This window comes from Pseudomonas cavernae (assembly GCF_003595175.1).
GTDB classification, from domain to species: Bacteria; Pseudomonadota; Gammaproteobacteria; order Pseudomonadales; family Pseudomonadaceae; genus Aquipseudomonas; species Aquipseudomonas cavernae.
The window spans coordinates 982,447-1,004,036 of sequence record NZ_CP032419.1; the positions used below are offsets into that span (position 1 = coordinate 982,447).

At 62.1% G+C, this 21,590-nt stretch carries 13 protein-coding genes, 2 tRNA genes and 3 rRNA genes; 14 read left to right on the forward strand and 4 right to left on the reverse strand.

Annotated features, from left to right (window positions below):
• The first annotated feature begins 389 nt into the window (after positions 1–389).
• From D3880_RS04525 to D3880_RS04560, 8 genes are all read left to right on the forward strand, one after another.
• Positions 390–1,926: ribosomal RNA gene (locus tag D3880_RS04525) — 16S ribosomal RNA — on the forward strand.
• A 93-nt stretch (positions 1,927–2,019) separates the two neighbouring features.
• A tRNA-Ile gene (locus tag D3880_RS04530) sits at positions 2,020–2,096 on the forward strand.
• 30 nt (positions 2,097–2,126) lie between these two features.
• Positions 2,127–2,202, forward strand: a tRNA-Ala gene (locus tag D3880_RS04535).
• Between the two features lie 235 nt (positions 2,203–2,437).
• Positions 2,438–5,328, forward strand: a 23S ribosomal RNA gene (locus D3880_RS04540).
• A gap of 149 nt (positions 5,329–5,477) precedes the next feature.
• Positions 5,478–5,593, forward strand: a 5S ribosomal RNA gene (gene rrf / locus D3880_RS04545).
• The 16S, 23S and 5S rRNA genes sit together here with 2 tRNA genes alongside, the layout of an rRNA operon.
• 132 nt (positions 5,594–5,725) lie before the next feature.
• Positions 5,726–6,385 carry a paraquat-inducible protein A gene (locus D3880_RS04550; RefSeq protein WP_119892325.1) on the forward strand — a complete coding sequence of 220 codons (660 nt, stop codon included), beginning with the start codon at positions 5,726–5,728 and terminating at the stop codon, positions 6,383–6,385.
• Positions 6,372–6,992 (forward strand): paraquat-inducible protein A, encoded by a 621-nt coding sequence (locus D3880_RS04555; RefSeq protein WP_119892326.1) that lies wholly within the window; start codon positions 6,372–6,374, stop codon positions 6,990–6,992. The genes D3880_RS04550 and D3880_RS04555 overlap by 14 nt, the downstream gene beginning before the upstream one ends.
• On the forward strand, positions 6,985–9,285 hold the full coding sequence (locus tag D3880_RS04560; protein ID WP_119892327.1) for a PqiB family protein: 2,301 nt from the start codon (positions 6,985–6,987) through the stop codon (positions 9,283–9,285). The genes D3880_RS04555 and D3880_RS04560 overlap by 8 nt, the downstream gene beginning before the upstream one ends.
• Positions 9,286–9,383: 98 nt before the next feature.
• Here the strand turns inward: D3880_RS04560 and mksF are convergent, their stop codons facing one another.
• From mksF to mksB, 3 genes are all read right to left on the reverse strand, one after another.
• A complete protein-coding gene (gene mksF, locus D3880_RS04565; RefSeq protein WP_119892328.1) occupies positions 9,384–12,218 on the reverse strand; it encodes an Mks condensin complex protein MksF in 2,835 nt (944 codons plus the stop codon).
• Positions 12,215–12,922, reverse strand: coding sequence for an Mks condensin complex protein MksE (gene mksE / locus D3880_RS04570; RefSeq protein ID WP_119892329.1), 708 nt, complete (start codon positions 12,920–12,922; stop codon positions 12,215–12,217). Before mksE ends, mksF begins: the two co-directional genes overlap by 4 nt.
• A 110-nt stretch (positions 12,923–13,032) precedes the next feature.
• Positions 13,033–14,274: an Mks condensin complex protein MksB gene (gene mksB, locus D3880_RS04575; RefSeq protein WP_119892330.1), complete on the reverse strand. Its 1,242-nt coding sequence runs from the start codon at positions 14,272–14,274 to the stop codon at positions 13,033–13,035.
• A gap of 278 nt (positions 14,275–14,552) precedes the next feature.
• Here mksB and D3880_RS04580 point away from each other — a divergent pair, with 278 nt between their 5' ends.
• The 6 genes from D3880_RS04580 to rimI all read left to right on the forward strand — a co-directional run bounded on the left by D3880_RS04580 (position 14,553) and on the right by rimI (position 21,110).
• Positions 14,553–15,605, forward strand: coding sequence for a DUF6160 family protein (locus tag D3880_RS04580; RefSeq protein WP_119892331.1), 1,053 nt, complete (start codon positions 14,553–14,555; stop codon positions 15,603–15,605).
• A gap of 2 nt (positions 15,606–15,607) precedes the next feature.
• Positions 15,608–16,804: a hypothetical protein gene (locus D3880_RS04585; protein WP_119892332.1), complete on the forward strand. Its 1,197-nt coding sequence runs from the start codon at positions 15,608–15,610 to the stop codon at positions 16,802–16,804.
• Complete coding sequence (locus D3880_RS04590) at positions 16,791–17,399, forward strand: DUF6160 family protein (RefSeq protein WP_119892333.1); 609 nt, start codon at positions 16,791–16,793, stop codon at positions 17,397–17,399. Before D3880_RS04585 ends, D3880_RS04590 begins: the two co-directional genes overlap by 14 nt.
• Positions 17,400–17,410: 11 nt before the next feature.
• Positions 17,411–19,762 (forward strand): DUF6160 family protein, encoded by a 2,352-nt coding sequence (locus D3880_RS04595; RefSeq protein ID WP_119895661.1) that lies wholly within the window; start codon positions 17,411–17,413, stop codon positions 19,760–19,762.
• 96 nt (positions 19,763–19,858) lie between these two features.
• Entirely contained in the window at positions 19,859–20,665 is an 807-nt protein-coding gene (locus tag D3880_RS04600; RefSeq protein ID WP_119892334.1) for an energy transducer TonB, read from the forward strand.
• On the forward strand, positions 20,658–21,110 hold the full coding sequence (gene rimI, locus D3880_RS04605) for a ribosomal protein S18-alanine N-acetyltransferase (protein ID WP_119892335.1): 453 nt from the start codon (positions 20,658–20,660) through the stop codon (positions 21,108–21,110). Before D3880_RS04600 ends, rimI begins: the two co-directional genes overlap by 8 nt.
• A 27-nt stretch (positions 21,111–21,137) precedes the next feature.
• On the opposite strand, the gene D3880_RS04610 is transcribed toward rimI, so the two are convergent.
• A complete protein-coding gene (locus D3880_RS04610; protein ID WP_119892336.1) occupies positions 21,138–21,548 on the reverse strand; it encodes a serine kinase/phosphatase in 411 nt (136 codons plus the stop codon).
• Positions 21,549–21,590: the final 42 nt, after the last annotated feature.

Genomic DNA, 21,590 nt, shown 5'->3' on the forward strand with positions numbered 1-21,590 from the left:
AGAGATTTTCAAGGGGCTGGAGGTGGTTCGATCGGGTTGATCGAAAGCGGTGCAGGAGGAGGTTGACAGCGGTTTGAAACGCTGTAGAATTCGCCTCCCGCTGACGAGATGCTGAAGGCTGATCGGAAGCGCAAGCGATTGAAGTAGAAAAGAAATTTTCGAAATCGCTTGACGGAATGAGGGGCTGCTGTAAAATGCGCGCCTCGGTTGAGACGAAAGACTTAACCAACTGTTCTTTAACAACTGAATCAAGCAATTCGTGTGGGTGCTTGTGAGGTAAGACTGATAGTCACCTGATTATCAGCATCACAAGTAACACTCGTGAATTCGAGAGTTTATTTGCGATTGCTGAGCCAAGTTTAGGGTTTTCACAAAACCCAAGCAGTATTGAACTGAAGAGTTTGATCATGGCTCAGATTGAACGCTGGCGGCAGGCCTAACACATGCAAGTCGAGCGGCAGCGGGTCCTTCGGGATGCCGGCGAGCGGCGGACGGGTGAGTAATGCCTAGGAATCTGCCTGTTAGTGGGGGATAACGTTCGGAAACGGACGCTAATACCGCATACGTCCTACGGGAGAAAGTGGGGGATCTTCGGACCTCACGCTAACAGATGAGCCTAGGTCGGATTAGCTAGTAGGTGAGGTAAAGGCTCACCTAGGCGACGATCCGTAACTGGTCTGAGAGGATGATCAGTCACACTGGAACTGAGACACGGTCCAGACTCCTACGGGAGGCAGCAGTGGGGAATATTGGACAATGGGCGAAAGCCTGATCCAGCCATGCCGCGTGTGTGAAGAAGGTCTTCGGATTGTAAAGCACTTTAAGTTGGGAGGAAGGGTACTTACCTAATACGTGAGTATTTTGACGTTACCGACAGAATAAGCACCGGCTAACTTCGTGCCAGCAGCCGCGGTAATACGAAGGGTGCAAGCGTTAATCGGAATTACTGGGCGTAAAGCGCGCGTAGGTGGTTTGGTAAGTTGGATGTGAAAGCCCCGGGCTCAACCTGGGAACTGCATCCAAAACTGCCTGACTAGAGTACGGTAGAGGGTGGTGGAATTTCCTGTGTAGCGGTGAAATGCGTAGATATAGGAAGGAACACCAGTGGCGAAGGCGACCACCTGGACTGATACTGACACTGAGGTGCGAAAGCGTGGGGAGCAAACAGGATTAGATACCCTGGTAGTCCACGCCGTAAACGATGTCGACTAGCCGTTGGGTTCCTTGAGAACTTAGTGGCGCAGCTAACGCATTAAGTCGACCGCCTGGGGAGTACGGCCGCAAGGTTAAAACTCAAATGAATTGACGGGGGCCCGCACAAGCGGTGGAGCATGTGGTTTAATTCGAAGCAACGCGAAGAACCTTACCTGGCCTTGACATCTACAGAACTTTCCAGAGATGGATTGGTGCCTTCGGGAACTGTAAGACAGGTGCTGCATGGCTGTCGTCAGCTCGTGTCGTGAGATGTTGGGTTAAGTCCCGTAACGAGCGCAACCCTTGTCCTTAGTTACCAGCACGTTATGGTGGGCACTCTAAGGAGACTGCCGGTGACAAACCGGAGGAAGGTGGGGATGACGTCAAGTCATCATGGCCCTTACGGCCAGGGCTACACACGTGCTACAATGGTCGGTACAGAGGGTTGCCAAGCCGCGAGGTGGAGCTAATCCCACAAAACCGATCGTAGTCCGGATCGCAGTCTGCAACTCGACTGCGTGAAGTCGGAATCGCTAGTAATCGTGAATCAGAATGTCACGGTGAATACGTTCCCGGGCCTTGTACACACCGCCCGTCACACCATGGGAGTGGGTTGCACCAGAAGTAGCTAGTCTAACCGCAAGGGGGACGGTTACCACGGTGTGATTCATGACTGGGGTGAAGTCGTAACAAGGTAGCCGTAGGGGAACCTGCGGCTGGATCACCTCCTTAATCGACGACATCAGCTTTCTCATAAGCTCCCACACGAATTGCTTGATTCACTTGCGAAAAGCGATTGGGTTTAGACCCGAGAGTGAGACGATTGGGTCTGTAGCTCAGTTGGTTAGAGCGCACCCCTGATAAGGGTGAGGTCGGCAGTTCGAATCTGCCCAGACCCACCAATTGTCAAGGGATGTGGCCGGTCATTAGATGGGGCCATAGCTCAGCTGGGAGAGCGCCTGCTTTGCACGCAGGAGGTCAGGAGTTCGATCCTCCTTGGCTCCACCATTATCACGCAATCGCTGAAAGCTCAGAATTGAATGCTTAAAGAGTGAGCCTTGAATTCTGGTCTTTGCGCCAGTAACTGTTCTTTAAAAATTTGGGTATGTGATAGAAGTAGACTGAATAATCTCTTTCACTGGTGATTATTCAAGTCAAGGTAAAATTTGCGAGTTCAAGCGCGAATTTTCGGCGAATGTCGTCTTCACGTTCGAGACAGTAACCAGATTGCTTGGGGTTATATGGTCAAGTGAAGAAGCGCATACGGTGGATGCCTTGGCAGTCAGAGGCGATGAAAGACGTGGTAGCCTGCGATAAGCTTCGGGGAGTCGGCAAACAGACTTTGATCCGGAGATCTCTGAATGGGGGAACCCAGCCATCATAAGATGGTTATCTTGTACTGAATCCATAGGTGCAAGAGGCGAACCAGGGGAACTGAAACATCTAAGTACCCTGAGGAAAAGAAATCAACCGAGATTCCCTTAGTAGTGGCGAGCGAACGGGGATTAGCCCTTAAGCTTCATTGATTCTAATAGAACGCTCTGGAAAGTGCGGCCATAGTGGGTGATAGCCCCGTATATGAAAGGATCTTTGAAGTGAAATCGAGTAGGACGGAGCACGAGAAACTTTGTCTGAATATGGGGGGACCATCCTCCAAGGCTAAATACTACTGACTGACCGATAGTGAACTAGTACCGTGAGGGAAAGGCGAAAAGAACCCCGGAGAGGGGAGTGAAATAGATCCTGAAACCGTATGCGTACAAGCAGTGGGAGCCTACTTTGTTAGGTGACTGCGTACCTTTTGTATAATGGGTCAGCGACTTATATTCAGTGGCGAGCTTAACCGAATAGGGGAGGCGTAGCGAAAGCGAGTCTTAATAGGGCGTTTAGTCGCTGGGTATAGACCCGAAACCGGGCGATCTATCCATGGGCAGGTTGAAGGTTAGGTAACACTGACTGGAGGACCGAACCGACTACCGTTGAAAAGTTAGCGGATGACCTGTGGATCGGAGTGAAAGGCTAATCAAGCTCGGAGATAGCTGGTTCTCCTCGAAAGCTATTTAGGTAGCGCCTCGTGTATCACTGCTGGGGGTAGAGCACTGTTTCGGCTAGGGGGTCATCCCGACTTACCAAACCGATGCAAACTCCGAATACCAGCAAGTGTCAGCACGGGAGACACACGGCGGGTGCTAACGTCCGTCGTGAAAAGGGAAACAACCCAGACCGTCAGCTAAGGTCCCAAAGTTATGGTTAAGTGGGAAACGATGTGGGAAGGCTTAGACAGCTAGGAGGTTGGCTTAGAAGCAGCCACCCTTTAAAGAAAGCGTAATAGCTCACTAGTCGAGTCGGCCTGCGCGGAAGATGTAACGGGGCTCAAACCATACACCGAAGCTACGGGTTCGTCGTAAGACGAGCGGTAGAGGAGCGTTCTGTAAGCCTGTGAAGGTGAGTTGAGAAGCTTGCTGGAGGTATCAGAAGTGCGAATGCTGACATGAGTAACGACAATGGGTGTGAAAAACACCCACGCCGAAAGACCAAGGGTTCCTGCGCAACGTTAATCGACGCAGGGTTAGTCGGTCCCTAAGGCGAGGCTGAAAAGCGTAGTCGATGGGAAACAGGTTAATATTCCTGTACTTCTAGTTACTGCGATGGAGGGACGGAGAAGGCTAGGCCAGCTTGGCGTTGGTTGTCCAAGTTTAAGGTTGTAGGCTGAGGTCTTAGGTAAATCCGGGATCTTAAGGCTGAGAACTGATGACGAGTGCTCTTTTAGAGCGCGAAGTGGTTGATGCCATGCTTCCAAGAAAAGCTTCTAAGCTTCAGGTAACTAGGAACCGTACCCCAAACCGACACAGGTGGTTGGGTAGAGAATACCAAGGCGCTTGAGAGAACTCGGGTGAAGGAACTAGGCAAAATGGCACCGTAACTTCGGGAGAAGGTGCGCCGGTGAGGGTGAACGATTTACTCGGTAAGCCCATGCCGGTCGAAGATACCAGGCCGCTGCGACTGTTTATTAAAAACACAGCACTCTGCAAACACGAAAGTGGACGTATAGGGTGTGACGCCTGCCCGGTGCCGGAAGGTTAATTGATGGGGTTAGCGCAAGCGAAGCTCTTGATCGAAGCCCCGGTAAACGGCGGCCGTAACTATAACGGTCCTAAGGTAGCGAAATTCCTTGTCGGGTAAGTTCCGACCTGCACGAATGGCGTAACGATGGCGGCGCTGTCTCCACCCGAGACTCAGTGAAATTGAAATCGCTGTGAAGATGCAGTGTATCCGCGGCTAGACGGAAAGACCCCGTGAACCTTTACTGTAGCTTTGCACTGGACTTTGAGCCTGCTTGTGTAGGATAGGTGGGAGGCTTTGAAGCGTGGACGCCAGTTCGCGTGGAGCCATCCTTGAAATACCACCCTGGCATGCTTGAGGTTCTAACTCTGGTCCGTCATCCGGATCGAGGACAGTGTATGGTGGGCAGTTTGACTGGGGCGGTCTCCTCCTAAAGAGTAACGGAGGAGTACGAAGGTGCGCTCAGACCGGTCGGAAATCGGTCGTAGAGTATAAAGGCAAAAGCGCGCTTGACTGCGAGACAGACACGTCGAGCAGGTACGAAAGTAGGTCTTAGTGATCCGGTGGTTCTGTATGGAAGGGCCATCGCTCAACGGATAAAAGGTACTCCGGGGATAACAGGCTGATACCGCCCAAGAGTTCATATCGACGGCGGTGTTTGGCACCTCGATGTCGGCTCATCACATCCTGGGGCTGAAGCCGGTCCCAAGGGTATGGCTGTTCGCCATTTAAAGTGGTACGCGAGCTGGGTTTAGAACGTCGTGAGACAGTTCGGTCCCTATCTGCCGTGGACGTTTGAGATTTGAGAGGGGCTGACCTTAGTACGAGAGGACCGGGTTGGACGAACCTCTGGTGTTCCGGTTGTCACGCCAGTGGCATTGCCGGGTAGCTATGTTCGGAAAAGATAACCGCTGAAAGCATCTAAGCGGGAAACTTGCCTCAAGATGAGATCTCACTGGAGCCTTGAGCTCCCTGAAGGGCCGTCGAAGACTACGACGTTGATAGGTTGGGTGTGTAAGCGCTGTGAGGCGTTGAGCTAACCAATACTAATTGCCCGTGAGGCTTGACCATATAACACCCAAACAATCTGACGATTGTGGTGTTGGACGGTGAAGTCGACAAATACCGAAAGTTCGACAGAACTCGCTTAATACCCGCCGCAAGGCACTGTCACATACCCATTCGGGATGGCGTCTCACCACGACATCCCAACCCAATTGCTTGACGACCATAGAGAGTTGGAACCACCTGATCCCATCCCGAACTCAGTAGTGAAACGACTCATCGCCGATGGTAGTGTGGGGTCTCCCCATGTGAGAGTAGGTCATCGTCAAGCTCCTATCCCAAACCCCCAGCCCGCGACAGCAGGCTGGGGGTTTGTCTTTGCGCGCGGGGAAGTAATCGCGCGATGGACAGACCGCCCACGGCCTCGTCTAAAATAGACACGAACCTCCATGAGCCCTTATGTATGCCAGATCCGGCCGATTCTCGCGGATTGTCTGAGCTCCCCCTGGAGGAGCTAATCGCCTGCCATGAATGTGACCTGCTGATGTGCAAGCCCCTGCTTGCCGATGGTGAGCGGGCGGAGTGTCCGCGTTGTGGTTATGAGTTGTTTGCCCATCGTCACCAGGTCATACGCCGCAGCCTAGCGTTGGTGCTGGCGGCCTTGCTGCTCTACGTGCCGGCGAATTTCCTCCCGATCATGCAGCTCAATCTGCTCGGACAGGCCAGTCAGGACACTGTCTGGAGTGGAGTGTTGGGCCTATACGACAGCGGCATGCAGGGGCTCGCGCTGTTGGTATTTCTCTGCAGCATGGGGATTCCGCTGCTCAAGCTGCTGTGTCAGTTGTGCGTGTTGCTGAGCATCCGCTGGGACGTCGGCCGCAGCTATGGCCTGCTGATTTATCGGATCTACCAGCACCTGCGCGAGTGGGGGATGCTCGAGGTCTATATGATGGGCACCCTGGTGGCGATCGTGAAGCTGCTCGATCTGGCCGACCTCAGCCTGGGCATCGGCTTGGCGTGCTTTGCGGGCCTGTTGCTGCTGCAGGTCTGGCTGGAGGTGACTATGTCGCCGCATCAGATCTGGGAAGCCTTGTCGGGGGAGAATGCACTTGCGCGCCATTGATGCGGGGATTGTGATTTGCCCGGAATGTCACCAGCTGAACCGTCAGGCGGCGGATGCTGGCAGGCAATACTGCACGCGTTGCGGCGCGGTGGTTCATGGGCGGCGACCAAATAGCCTGGTGCGCACCTGGGCCTTGTTGATTACCGCGGCGATTCTGTACATCCCGGCCAATCTGCTGCCGATCATGACGGTGAGCTCACTGGGCAAGGGCGACCCGTCGACCATCATGGCTGGCGTGATCGAGTTGATTAAATTCGGCATGTGGCCGATTGCGGCGGTGGTGTTTGTCGCTAGCATTCTGGTGCCGACCTTCAAGCTGGTGGGGATTTCCTTGCTGCTGTATTCGGTGCAGCGGCATCAGCCGATGTCGGAGCGGCAACGCATCCTTATGTATCGCTTTATCGAATGGATTGGCCGCTGGTCGATGCTCGACATCTTTGTCATCGCGATTCTGGTGACCCTGGTGAAATTCGGCAGTCTGGCCACTATCGAACCGAATTTTGGTGCCGTGGCCTTTGCCAGCGTGGTGGTTCTGACCATGCTGGCGGCCCTCACCTTTGAACCGCGCATGATTTGGGATAACACGGAGACGGATAACCATGACTGACCTGCCAGCGGCAAAGGTTCGGCCAGCCTCCAATTGGTCGGCCATCTGGGTTCTGCCCTTGATTGCCTTGTTGATCGGCGGTTGGCTCGGGTGGCGCGCCTACACCCAGGCCGGGATCGACATCGAGGTGTTCTTCGAGTCCGGCGATGGCCTCCAGGCCGGCAAGACCGAGGTGATGTACAAGGGCATGCCGATCGGCAAGGTCAAGGCCTTGGCCCTGGACAGCACTGGGGAAAAGCGCGGGGTGATCGCGACCATCGAGATGAACAAGGAGGTCGAGCCGCACCTGCGCAGCAATACCCGCTTCTGGCTGGTCAAGCCGAGCGTGACGCTGGCCGGCATCACCGGCCTGGAAACCCTGGTCTCCGGCAACTACATCGCGGTCAGCCCGGAGGACGGCGAGCCCACCCTGAAGTTCAAGGCGCTGGACGCGCCGCCGCCGCTGCCGGACGACCTCCCCGGCCTGCACCTGGTCCTGAAGGCCGAGCGCCTCGGCTCGCTGAACCGCGACAGCCCGGTGTTCTACAAGCAGATCCAGGTCGGGCGGGTGAAGAGCTACACCTTGGCCGAGGATCAGAGCACCGTCGAAATCAAGGTCTTCATCGAGCCGGCCTACACCAACCTGGTGCGCAAACACACGCGGTTCTGGAACGCCAGCGGGGTGACCGTCAATGCCGACCTCTCCGGGCTCAAGGTGCGCACCGAGTCGCTGGCCAGCATCGTCGCCGGCGGCATCGCCTTTGCCACCCCGGAGCACCGGTCCGACAGCCCGCCCACCGACCCGAACATTCCCTTCCGCCTCTACGAGGACTTCGATGCGGCGCAGGCCGGGATCAAGGTCACCGTGGCGCTGAGCGACTTCGACGGGCTGCAGGCCGGGCGTACCCCAGTCATGTTCAGCGGTATCCAGGTCGGTACGCTGAAGATGCTCAAGCTCAACGATGATGCGAAGAGCGCCACCGCCGAGTTGACCATGGCACCGCAGGCCGAGGACTATCTGGTCGAGGGCACCGAGTTCTGGGTGGTCAAACCGTCCATCTCGTTGGGTGGCATCACCGGCCTGGAGGCGCTGGTCAAGGGCAACTACATCGCCGTGCGCCCCGGTGCCAAGGGTGAGGAGCCGCGCCGCGAGTTCGTCGCCCTCAGCAAGGCGCCGCCGCTGAATCTGGATGCGCCCGGCCTGCATCTGGTGCTGTTCAGCGACAGCCTCGGCTCGCTACAGGTCGGCAGTCCGGTGCTCTATCGCCAGCTCAAGGTCGGCTCGGTGCAGAGTTTCCAGCTGTCTAGGGACCGCCGTCAGGTGCTGCTGGGCGTGCACATCGAGCCGGAGTATGCCGGCCTGGTGAACAGTTCGACGCGTTTCTGGAACGCCAGTGGCATCACCCTCAGTGGCGGCCTGAGCGGTATCGAGGTCAAGAGCGAGTCATTGCAAAGCCTGCTGGCCGGCGGTATTGCCTTTGAAACCCCGAACTTGAAGGCGCCGGTGACCAAGCGTATTCAGCGCTTCCACCTGAACCCGGACCGCGAAAAGGCCCTGCAAAGCGGTCAGGCGATCCAGATTCGCGTTGACAGCGGCGACGGTTTGCGCCCCGGCATGCCGATTCGCTACAAAGGCCTGGATGTCGGCAAGGTCGAGACCGTCGAGCTGACCGATGACCTGCAGGGCGTGATTCTCGGCGCACGCATCACCGAAGGCGGCGAGCGCATCGCCCGTGCCGGCAGCCAGTTCTGGGTGGTCAAGCCGGAAATCGGCCTGATCCGTACGGCCAATCTGGATACCCTGATCAGCGGGCAATACCTGCAGGTGCAACCGGCGAGCAAGCCCGGCGCCGTGCAGACCCGTTTCACCGCGCTCGGCCAGGCGCCGAGTCAGGCGGAGCGCGAAGCCGGGTTGAGCCTGGTGCTCAGCGCTTCGCGGCTGGGCTCGGTCAAGGAAGGCGTGCCGGTGACGTTCCGCGAAGTGCGGGTGGGCAAGGTGACCGGTTTCGAGCTGGGTGCCCAGGCCGATCAGGTGCTGATCCGGGTGCTCATCGAGCCGCGCTATGCGCCCCTGGTACGCTTCGGCAGCCGTTTCTGGAACGCCAGCGGCATCGGCGTCGAGGCCGGGTTGTTCAAGGGCGTGCAGGTGCGCACCGAATCGCTGGAGGCCCTGGTCGCGGGCGGTATCGCCTTCGCCACCCCGGAGGGCGTGCAGATGGGCGCACCGGCCAAGCCTGGACAGACGTTCGTGTTGTTCCCCGAGGTCGAGGACGAGTGGCTGCGCTGGGCGCCGCGGATTTCGCTCGCCAAGTGAGCCAATGCCAGGCGCCGCGTTGGCGGCCAGGCAAGAAAAACGCCGCTTACCGAGAAAGGTAAGCGGCGTTTTTTATGGCGCCCGTCTGAGTCGGTGCATCACGTCTCGGCGCGCTCCAGCGCTGGCTCCATGACGCTCGTCTTGGCCGTTTGGCGCGGCTTGATGAACTTCCAGTCGGCCTCATCGATGTAGATGCCGCTCGGCCCGCTGCCGCCTTCCAGGTCGATGGCCACATGCGCCGAGACCTGCGGCTTGACCGAGGCGAGGATCGGCACGAAGCCTAGCTGCAGGCTGGTCTCGATCAATGCCTGCTGGTTGCGCTCGTCGATGTCGGCGGCTTCATCGAGGTAGTAGGGCAGGCGCACGCGCCCGGCCTGCTCGCGGTCCATCAGGTGCAGCAACAGGTACATGTTGGTCAGCGCCTTGATGGTCATGGTCGTGCCGTTGGAGGCGGCGCCGTCGATGTCGGTGTGGATCACCGGCTGGCCGCCAACCTTGGTGATCTCGAAGGCCAGCTCGAACAGATCCTTGAGCCCCAGCTGGTTGTGGTTGGCCGCCACCAGGCGGGCCAGGTACTCCTTGGCCTCTTCGTTCTTGGCATCCTGGTCGCTGGACTGCGACAGGTCGAACACCGACAGGGTCTCGCCTTCCTCGTACTGGCCGGCGCTGTGGATGATCTGGTCGATGTGCTTGAGCGCCTCGCGGTTCGGGGCGAGGACGATGCGGAAGCTCTCCAGGTTGGACACCTGGCGACGGTTGATCTCGCGGTTGAACAGCGCCAGCTGGTGTTCCAGGTTGTCGTAGTCGCTGCGGATGTTGCGCAGCGTGCGGGCGATGTCGGTGACCGCCGCACGTCTGGCCTTCGCTAGAGTGAGCGCCTCGTCCTGGCGGTGCGCGTAGGCGTTGATCAGCAGCTGCAGGCGGCGCTCGACGTCGTCCTCGCTGTCGAACTTGGCCACGCCCTTGAGGCGGATCTGCGCGTACAGCGCCTCGATCTGGCCGTCGACGCGCTGCAGCGCCTGCCAGCTGTCCTGGTAGTCGTTGAGCAGCGGCAACAGGTTGTCCAGCGAATCGTCCACCGGGTCCATGAACGGAGTGCCGAACGGCAGGTCGGCCGGCAGCAGCTGGCGGCGGCGCAGGGCGTCTTCCAGGGTGCGCTGCTTGGCCTCTAGGTCGGCCAGCTGGCGGCCGACCAGTTGCAGCTTGGCGGACAGCTGCTGCACCCGCTCGGTGAAGGCATCGCTGGCGCGCTTGAGCTCGTCCTGGGCGGCCTCCAGCACGGCCAGCTGCTCCAGCTTGCCGGCTTCCTCGGCGCTCAGGGTCTGGCTGCGGCGGAAGTCCTCCAGCGCCTTCTGCGCATCCAGTACGGTCTGGTACAGCTGCTCGGCCTGGGTCTTGCTGGCGGCGCGGTCGGCAGCCACCGCCTGCTGGGTCTTGAGCTGTTTCAGTTCCTTGTCCAGGCGCTCCTTCTGGTCGCGCAGGGCGGCGCGGTCGGCCAGGGCCTGCAGCGCCGGCGGTTCGATATGGCTGAGGTCGATGGACAGGCCGGGCACCTCGAAATGGTTGCCCTTGAACTGTTCCAACACCTTTTCGACGGCCTTGACCCAGGCATCGCCGTCGTCCAGCTGGATGCCCTTGTCGCCCAGCGGCAGGCTGAACAGGGCGCCGTTGAACAGGCGCATCAGACGGTCGACATCGGCTTGCGAGAATTCCTCGCGCAGGCGCGCGTAGCTGTTGTTGTCGGCGTGCTCGAGTTGCTGCTTGACCGACTTCAGGCGTTTTTCCAGGTCGCGCAGGCGCTCGTCGAGGTCTTCGGCGGAGAACTGCCGCGACTGCGCCAGGGCGCCGGCCAGTTCGTCGTGGGCGTCCTTGGCGGCCAGCAGCTGGGCTTCCAGCACTTTCACATCGTCGACCAGGGCGAAGCGGTTCTTCAGCACCGCCAACTCGCCGAGCCAGCGCTGGATCTCGCTGATCTCGCGCTCCAGGCGCATCAGTTCGGCGGTGCCGCTGCGCTGCTCGTGCTGCAGGCCGTCCTGCTCGCGGCGGTAGTGTTCGGCCTGGATCACCAGCTCTTCCTTGCGCGCGCCGGCGTAGTCCTGCCAGGTGCCGAGCAGCGAATCGAGCAGCGGCGACAGGCGGTGCAGCTTGCCGCGCTGCAGCTCGCGCTGGGCCACGCCGGCGGCCAGCGCCTCGACCAGTGGGCCGGCGGCGACCAGCGCCTGGTAGTCGCTCTCCATGCGCCGCACGTCGCGGAACGCCTCCTCGGTGGCGGCGATGTAGTCGACGCTGCCGGAGCGCAGGCTGTGCTCGAAGGCGTCGAGGAACAGCTGCTTGAGCTTGGCCGCGGTGATCTCTCTCATGTGTAAGAGGTTGATAAACAGCGCGCGGAAGGTCTTCAGGCTCTGCTCGCTGGTGGAGCGCAGCGGGATCAGGGTCAGGTCCAGCGGTATCGAGGTGTGGCCACCGACCAGCAGGCGGCGCAGTTCCTCGGGCTTGAGCTCATGGGCCTTGAGGCCTTCGCGCTCGAGGTTGTTGAACAGTTCGCGCTGGCGCAGGCAGGTGCCGTTCTTCTGGTAGTGCTCCAGATCCAGCTCGCCCTGATAGGCGAAGAACTGGTGGCCGAAGCCGCCGCCCGGGCCGCGGCCGGCCACGCCGATCACGTGCGGGCCGTGGGGCAGGGCGACTTCGACGAGGATGTAGCTGGTGTCCGTGGCGAAGTAGAACTTGCGCGACTGCTCGAGGCTGTACTTGCCGAAGCTCATGTCCGACATGCGCGCCAGGATCGGGAACTGCAGGGCGTTGATCGACGCAGATTTGCCGAGGTTGTTGGCGCCGTAGACCGACAGCGGGTTCTCCAGGGGGAACAGGCCGAGGCTGTAGCCGGCGGTGTTGAGCAGGGCGAAGCGGCGGATGCCGTAACGTTCCGTGGTCATGCTTCGGCCTCCAGCAGGGCTTGTTCTTCGGCGATGGCGCGGGCCAGGGCGTCGGCCTCGGATTTGTCCGGCTCGGTTGCCGTCGCGGTGTCGATGATGACGATCTCGTCCTCGTCGGCGTCGTCCAGCAGCACCGGAGTCGGCAGCGGCAGGGCGCTGCTGTGCAGGGTGGCGGCGAGGTCGCGATCCTGCTGCACGCTCAGGCACACATCGAGGAAGCGGTGCATCGGCGGCAGGAAGCGGTACACGCCGTTGTCATCAAAAGCGAAGCCGAGCTGGCTGAGGCGGCGCATGACCTTCTCTTCCAGTTCCTCCTGGCTGGTGACTTCGGCCTGCAGGAACAGGTCGCGGTATTTCTCCAGCAGCGGCGGCAGCTCGTCGCGGCCGAGGCTGCCGCCGTCCAGCACGGCCAGCGGGTCGCGGCCCTGGTCGGCGAGATGCTCGACGAGGATGAAGGTGAACAGCGCCAGGCGCTGGGCGGTCTTGTTCACCTGCGCGCCCATCTGCTCGGGGACGAAGTAGTAGAAGCCGCGGCGGTCGCAGACCAGCTCGAAGCCGAGCGCGCGGAACAGCGCGCGGTACTGGTCCTGCAGGTTGGTCAGCTGGGCGTACAGCTCGGCGTCGCGCTGGTTGACGTGGTAGCCCTTGAACAGCTCGCGGAAGATCGGCGCCAGCTGGGTCAGTTCTTTGAGGTCGAGGTTCATGCGGTCACTCGCACAGGATCGTAGGGTGGAAAACCGCGAAGCGTTTTCCACCAGAAGGTTCGGGGTGCTGGGTGGTGGACAAGCAAAGCGTTGTCCACCCTACGGAGGGCTTATCCATGGGAACGGCCCACCAGCGCATAGGAGCTTAGGTTGACCTGATGCTCGCGGGTCAGGTAGTCGCGGCGCTCCAGGCGCTCGCGTTCGAATCGCGCATCGCGGGAGAGCCGCGAGAACCAGTAGAGCAGCTCGTCGGTGGCGCCGTCCGGCTCCTGCTCCAGCAGCCAGACCATCAGGTCCGGCAGCGGCAGGGCCTGTTCGCAGCGCTCGAGCATTTCCCGCGCGGTCTTCGGCGCGCGCGGCGCTTCGCCCTTGCGCGTGGCGCTGGCCTTGGGGAACTGTGCCGGCTTCGGTTCGAAGCGGGCGAGGGCGTAGACATAGGCTTCGACCTGCGAAGCGCTGCCGAGGAAGGTGCTCTGCGGCCGGCTGAACAGCGGCAGCGCGGCCTGCGGCACCGCGTCCAGGCCCTTGCGCCGGATCGCCGCCAAGGCCAGCGCGGCGCCGCGGGTCACGGCGTTGTGCCGGCGCGCTTCCTCGCGCAGCGGCAGCAGCAGCTCGCGGGCACGGCGCAGGGTCAGCTGGGCGGTGGTCTGCATCTCGAGGATGCGTGCGTGGGTGCGCAGCAGCAGGTCGTCGTCGACCAACTGGCCGAGGCGCTGCTGGTCGCCGAGCAGCTTCAGCAGCACCTGCTCGACGCGGCGCACGCCCTGCTCGAAGGCGCCGTCGGCGGCGACCAGCTGGATCATCGGCTCGACGTACTCGTCCCAGGTCGCCAGCACTTCGGCGTAACGCTGGCGCAGGGGAATCTGCCGGTCGCTGGTCTTGGCCCGCTCGGCGACGGCGACCAGCGCCTGTTCGTCGTTGGCCAGCTTCTTCAGCACATCCCTGACGCGCATGTCCAGCAGGCGCAACTGGCGCGCCAGGTCGCCGGCGTCGCGGACCTCGAAGGCATCCTGGATATAGCCGGCCAGGCGCTCCAGATGGCGCAGGTAGGCCTCGATCTCCAGGCACAAACCCAAGCGGTGCTCGCGCCGCAGGTAGGCGAGGAAGTCGTGGATCTGCGCGTTCAGCTCGAAGCGGTTCGGGCTCTTGGCCACCGGGACGAGGATGTCCAGGCGAATCCACTGATCGAGCAGGGTGGTGATGTCGGTCGGCGTGCTGTCTGGCAATTGCGCGGCGAGTTGGCCGCGCAGCTCGATCAGGCTCAGGGTGCCCTGGTCAAAGCGTTCGCACAGCGGCTCGAGCAACGTCCAGTGTTCGGCGAGGGCGCGCAGTACGCGCTTGGGGTCGATCATCGAAAGGCCGCGGGTTTGCCTGTGGAAAAAGAAAGGCCGGATTGTACTGCATCAGCCGGCTCTGGCTTCATCCTCGACCGATCAGAGGCAGGGACGCCCGTACGGTGTTACGCCATTGTGGCGATGGGTAACAGGGGCCGCGCCGCGGTGAGCGGACTTGCCGCGCGATTCTCGACTATGGGTCGGGCCTGTGCTCGGCGGCGCTGCTTATAGTGCGTACACGGGTTCGAGTTGTCAGTGCCCGACCCACACAAGAACAAGAATAAGCAGGTGTTCGTATGCCGCTGTCCTTTCGCCCTCTTGTCTGCCTCGTCGTCCTGTTCGCCGCCAGCCTGCTGGCCGCCAGCGCCCAGGCGCGGCTGGAGGCGCTGGATGATCAGCAACTGGCGGATGTCACCGGTCAGGCCTTCATCAACCTGACCACCGATAGCGCCAACGGCATCAACTACTCGCGCATCAATTTCGGCATGGATGTGAACACCCAGCTGAATATCAACAAGCTCGAGCTGGGTAACTATGGGCGCACCGGCGAGCCCGCCGCGGCGGACCTCTCGATCAACAACTTCGCCCTCGGCACGGTGAATGCCGACGACAGCATCAACCCGTTCCTGATCAAGAACCCCTACCTGGAACTGGCCTACAAGGACAGCAAGGTGGTCGGCGTGCGCATCGGCTTCGGCGAGGCGCAGGGCTTCCTGTCCGGCGATATCAACAGCTTCACCGGCAACCTGGCGATCGACATCTACGGCAAGGGCAACTACCTGGGACCGAAGATCAGCTGTGAATGGTATGACGTCCTCTGCGGAACCGCGAAAGCGCTGGTCACCGGCGCGTGGTCCGACACCGTGTTCAAGGCCCAGGCCGAGCTGGTCTGCGGGCCGAACATGGCCAACTGCAATGCGGGCGATCCCGACCCCCTGCGCGCGCTTTATGCAGGCCTGAAGGACGGCACCACCCTGTCGATGCCGGACAGCGGCGCGGTCGCCAACTTCTTGGTGGGGATATTCAAGTCCAGCAATTGTGACCTGCTCGGCGTGACCACCTGCTTCAAACTGTCCGATTACAAGACCCTGCCGGTCGGCACCTTCGACACCAATACCAACCAGTTCACCGACACCGCCAAGGGCGTATTCATCTCCATGCAGACCGAGAACCTGAACTGGCGCGACCCGCAGAATGCCAGCCAGTTCATCACCGCCCTGGCCGGCGCCTTCATGAACATGCCGCGCAACGCCGACGGTTCCGGCGCGGTGACCCTCAGCTTCGAGCAGGCCCTGCAAGGGGCGGTTCGCCAGGACACCTGCCTGGGTTCGGCGACGCACGGGTGCTGAGCATGCGCATACTGACTGTCACCGCCTTGACGCTAGTAGCTCTGGGCGCCCAGGCCGAACTGCGCGAGCTGGATGACGGGCAGATGGCCGACGTCCAGGGCGCCGGCTTCGGTTTCGTCCTCGAACAAATATTGATGGATGCCAGCAACGCCCAGATCACCGTCAACGACATCAACCGGGTCAGCGGCAGCACCCAGGAAAACATGCCGATCAAGGTCACCGAGTTCTATCTGGGCGCCAGCGGCAGCAACAAGGGCGCCAACCTGGCGCCGGTCACGGTCGGCCGCCTCAACCACCCCTTTACCCTCGGCCTGGACAAGGGCGAAGACCTGCGCACCCTGAGCGAGACCTATGCGCTGCAAAGCAAGACGGTCACCGAGGGCGGGGCGACCAAGACCGTGCAGTACCGGGCGCCGACCGGCAGTAGCCAGTGGCTGCAGACCACCCCAAGCGACGTCGCGGTGCTCGGCCTGACCTTCCCCGAGCGCCTGCAGAGCGGCGGTGGTGACTGCATCAGCGGCTCTGCGCGGGCGGGCAGCAACTGTTCCAGCCGCGCCGGCGAGAAGGCCGACCTCGGGGTGCGCCTGGACTTTGAAGTGGTCAAGGACAGCCGCACCGACGTGCTCAATATCGACATCGGCGAGCTGGCGATGGACGGCTCCTATCTGCGCCTGTGGGGCGATAAGACCCGCGCCCAGCTGGTCGGCGAGGCGCGGCTCAACTTGTTCGCCAAGACCCTCGACATCAGCGCCTGCACCAGGCTCAGCGGCCAGGCCGATTGTGCCCCCAGCGCCGCACTGGCCGGCACCATCTACACCACCAACAGCTTCGCCAACATCGCCCTCGGCTTCGGCAAGCTGCAGCCGCTCCTGCTGGACGTCAACAGCAATGGCCAGTTCGTCCTCGAGCTGCCCAGCCCGGTGAACACCAGCCTGACTCAGACCCAGCGCAACGCCCAGGCGGCGGATTACTACGCCAATACGCCGCGCACCAGCCTGGTGTTCGACAACCTCAACGTCGGTCTCGGCCGCCCGCCAGCCGGCGGCTTTGCCAACATGCCGGCTGCCGCCCTGAATTCGAGCGGCAAGGCCATCGTCGGCTCCGGCGGGATGGTAGGTGGCGGCTACAACTTCGGCCGTAACGAAATCTCCGGGCTGACCATCAATTATATGAAGGCGACTAGCCATGATCTGCGCTAGAGCGGTATTCGCATTGCTGCTGGTGCCGGCGTTGGTGAGCGCCGAACTGCAGCCGCTGGAAGACACCACCCTCAGCCAGTTGAGCGGCCAGGGCGGGGTCTATCTGTCCGGTGAGTTCAGCATCAACAAGGACGGTGGCGCGCTGTGGGGGACCCCGGCCAACAACAACCCGGCGCAGTGGACCGCCAGCCAGCGCAGTTGCGCCAGCGGCGGCAGCGGCGCGGCGGCCGAAGCCTGCGGCATGCGTCTGGCGATCCGCTCCGAAGCCAACGGCGGCTGGTACGTGTTGGACAACCTCAAGGGCATTTTCAGCTTCGAGGGCCTGACCCTGCGCACCCGCACGATCAACAGCGGCTTCAACGGCGACGGCGTCGGCTTCAACCAGGACGTGCTGGAGTTCGGCCTGCCCAGTGAGCTGCGCTACAAGCAGGGCAGCTTCGCCTTCGGCGTGGCCAACCAGGGCGGCTGGCGCAACAACGCCAGCAGCGCCGCCAACGGCGGAGACCCCAGCTACCAGCAGACCAACATCTACTCGGCGAAGATCGACGGCAGCATCCGCATGCAAGGCAACGTGCTGGTGTTTCCGAAGAACTGAGGGTGGCATTCATGCGTAGAACACTGCTTCTTTTGCCGCTGCTGTTCAGCCCGCTGCTGCAGGCCATGCAGGCGCTGGACGACGAGTCGCTGTCTGGGGTGTCCGGGCGCGACGGCATCAGCATGGAAACCACCGGCAGCGGCTGGTCGGCCAACAGTGTCAGCTACAGCGAGGACGGCCAGAGCCTCAGTCTCAAGGGCGTCAGCAACCGCCCGCAGAGCGGCAATGCGACCTCGACCACGAAGATCGATGCGCTGGCCAACCAGTTGCAGATCGAGCACAGCGCCAGCCCGCAGGTCCTCAGCGTCGACAACGTCGAGATGGCCGGCAGCAGCAAGAGCTTCGGCGCTTTCAAGGCCTTCTATACCCTCGGCGCCAGCCTCAAGCTCAAGGGCGGCGGGGCCAGCGGCGTGAGCGGCTTCACCGTGGATGCCAGCCGCCTGTCGCTGAGCGATGTGACCTTCTATTACCGTGACAACGGCCTCGACCTGATCGTCGGCGGCCTGTCCTTCGACGCCTACCTGAACAACGTCTATGCCGACATCGTCAGCGGCGGCAGCGGCCAGGAGGTCAAGCTCGAACTGGGCAGCTCGCGCTTCGTCGGCCAGCTCGGCAGCCTCCGCCTGGACCTGGCGCACAGCGACCCGGCCGGCGTAGCCGTGACCCCGAACACCCCGGACACTCGCGATCCCAACTCCAATCGCAGCTTCGGCCAGCTCAAGCTGGACCTCAATCTCGGTGGCAGCCTCAGCCTCGGCGGCGGGGGCGCCAGTGGCGAGGGCCTGCGGCTGCGGCCGAACATCAGCATCGCCAACAGCCTGTTCGAATACCGCGACGACGGCGTGCTGCGCGCCGAGAACTTCGCCGGCGTGCTCAGCAGCAGCGCCGGCCTGACCCTCGACCTCGAGCAGGACGCCGGCGGCAGCTACGCCAAGCTCGCCTTCGCCGACCTGCGCCTGAACGCCACCCTCGGCGGCCTGATCATCGGCAATCCGGCCAACCAGAAGCTCGGCAGCCTGGCCATCGACCTCAACTTCCAGGACCAGGGCGCGCGGCAGAACTGGCTGAAGCTGCGTCCGGGCGGCGATCCTTCATCCGGGCTCAAGGGGGTGAGTGCCGACCTCAGCTGGAATATGCTCAACAGCTCGGTGTCGCTCACCGATAACGGCAACAGCCTGTGGTTCAGCGGCCTGCGCACCCACGGTACGGGGCTGGTCAGTCTCGATCTGACCAAGAATTGCGCCGCCGCCGGTCCCGGCTGCCACCCGAGCGTCTGGGGCGGTGCCGACCAGGGTAGTTACACCGGCCACTTCGACGGCCTGCGCCTGGGCCTGAACAACGTCAAGGGCAGCTACAGCTTCGATGGTCTGCGTGTCGGCACTCCCACCGCGCCTTTGCAGGGCGGCACCGAGTTGCTGGTGCTGCTGGGCGTGTTCCCGGCCTATGACTTCACCCTCAACGGCCAGCTGACCCTGCAACCCGGCGGTTCGCTGGGCGACGGCCTGCGCTACAACGCCGATTTCTACGTCAGCGAGGCGCGCGCGGCACTCACCGTCGACGAGACCGGCAAGGGCCTGTGGCTGGCCGGCACCAGCTACGAGATGCACTTTCGCGGCGGCTCGCTGGACATCAGCAGCGCCGGCACGGATGGCAAGGGCGGCATCGAGCTGCGCAAGGGCACCTCCTGGTCGAAGCTGGATGTCGCCGATGTTCGTTGGGGCGACCGCGCCAGCGGCACCAGCCTCGGCCGCATCGTGTTGAAGAGTTACGAGCAGGGCTCGACCCTGGCGCTCAGCTCGGGCGGCGCCGGCGCCCTGTGTGTCGGCGGTTCGGGCAGCACCGGCGCGGCGTGCACGGCCAGTGGCGGGCGCTGGGAGGATCGCGGCAACGAAGGGGTGTCGGTCAAGCTGAAGAGCGTGCTGGTGCGTGACTCCAGCGGTAACCCGGCCAATAGCGTGGCGACCACCGACAAGCGCAACCAGCTGATCTGGGAGACCAATCGCGCCAAGGATGGTAACGGCAAGGACATCAACGGCAGCGGCAGTCAGTTGGTGATCGACAACTTCTATACCGCCGATGGCGACGTGGCCAATCCGAGCAAGAACGATTACGGCCTGCAGGTCGACCTCAGCCTCGACGTGGCGTCGACCAAGGTCAAGCTCAAGAGCGGGCCGAATGCCGGCAGCAACGTCAGCCCGGACCCGCTGGGTTTCGCCGTCAACGGCCAGGTGCGCTTCAAGGAAATCAACGTCGACCGCCTGCAGAACGTCCATCCGGCCGGCGGCGCCACCACCGCCATGTACGGCATCAAGGCGCAGAACGCCGATATCCGCGCCAACCTCACCGCCACGCCAATCAACTAGTTCCGGCGTTCGCCACCGTTCGGTGACGTCATCCTTCCCGGCCACGGCGTTTCCCGCCACAATTGCCGCCGTCATGCAGCCACAAGTGGTGGGGATTTGATTACCGAGCAGCGTCGTCGCGCCTATTTGACCGCCATGCAGGTCAGCAGCTGGCTGCCGCGGGTGGAGCTGCCGTTCGCGGCGCCGTCGCGTGCCGAGCTGCTGGCGCCGCTGGTGCAGCCGAGCGAGGCCGAAGCCGTTCCGGCAACCGTCGAGGTCGTCGCCGCACCAGCGCCGGCGCCAATGGCCGAGGTGGCGAATGTCGGCGCACGGCCGGAACTGCCGCGGCCCGGTGTGGCGCGCACTGTGGCCGCAGTGTCAGCAGCGCCGAGCGCCGAATTGGAAGCCGCCGAAGCGCCGGTCAAGCCCGTGCGCCAGGCGCCGCCGCGCTTCGCCCTGCAATTGCTGCGCGCCGGTCAGTGCCTGCTGCTGGTCGAGTTGCCCACCGGCGAGCCGTTGCAGAGCCGCGATCCGGCCTACCTGCTGCTCAAGGACCTGCTGCGCGCCGCCGGCCTGCCGGACAGCCCGCAGCTGCTCGGCGAGCCGGTACGCTGGCCACTGATGACCCGCGGCTCGCTGGATCAGGGCCCGCAGGCGGCGCTGGAATACGTGCAAAGCTTCGTCGCCGCCCAGCTGGAGCAGCAAGAAGCCTGCGCCTGCCTGTGGCTGGTCGGCCTGCCGGCGGTGCGCTTCGCCGGCGAAGCGGATGCCGAGGCGTTCAACCGCGAACTGCAGGTCGAAGGCCTGGGCGCCGCCTGGGCGCTGCCGGGGCTGGAGCTGTTGATGGATGAGCCGGCGCGCAAGGCCGAGCTGTGGCGCGCCATGCGCCGGGTGATGGGGCGGTGGAAGAGCGTAAATGACTGATGCTGTATCGTTCCGCCGGATGACCGCGGCGGACCTGGAAACCGTACTGAAAATCGAATATGCCGCCTTCAGCCACCCCTGGACCCGCGGGATTTTCCAGGATGCGCTGAATTCCTACGACTGCTGGTTGATGTTCGAGGGCGGCCAGCAGGTCGGTCATGGGGTGATCAACGTGATCATCGACGAGGCGCATCTGCTGAATATCACCGTCAAGCCGGAAAGCCAGGGCCGCGGCCTCGGCCTGCGCCTGCTCGAGCACCTGATGCGCCGGGCCATGGAACTCAAGGCCGGGGTGTGCTTCCTCGAAGTGCGCGCCAGCAACCAGAGCGCTTACCGCTTGTACGAGCGCTACGGCTTCAACGAGGTCGGCCGTCGGCGTGATTACTACCCGGCAGTCGGCGGCCGCGAGGATGCCCTGGTGATGGCCTGTACCCTGATCGATTGACCACTAAGCCGCGCGGCGCCGTTGCGTTCATTCGGGCAGCGGGTTGCGCTGGCGCGCCTCATTGAGCGCGTCCTCCCGTTCGGCTTCCTCGAGCTCTCCGCCGGCGCCAATTTCATCTGCTCCGACTATGCGCATCTCGGTATCTGTCGGCCGGTTTTCACCCGGTTCGTCAGGCGAGCGGGCACCGTCTTCGGCAATCAGAATTTGCGGGTCGAGATCGTCGGCGATCGCCTCATGGTCAGGCGTGGCGGCGCCGGTGAGGCCGGCCTGGCGCACGCGATGCGGGGGGAGTTCCCGCTCGACTGCAGATTCCGGACGGGTGTCGCCGATCCGCCCGCGGTCCGGGTCGGGTTCCAGATCCAACTCCTCTACCGAGTCCATATAGTCTTCGCTGTCATCGATCGGTTGCGGGTCTTTCGCTGAGCGTGGCTGAGTCATGCTGCTGCTCCGCTCTGTAGCAGGTGTTACAGGGTTGACCCC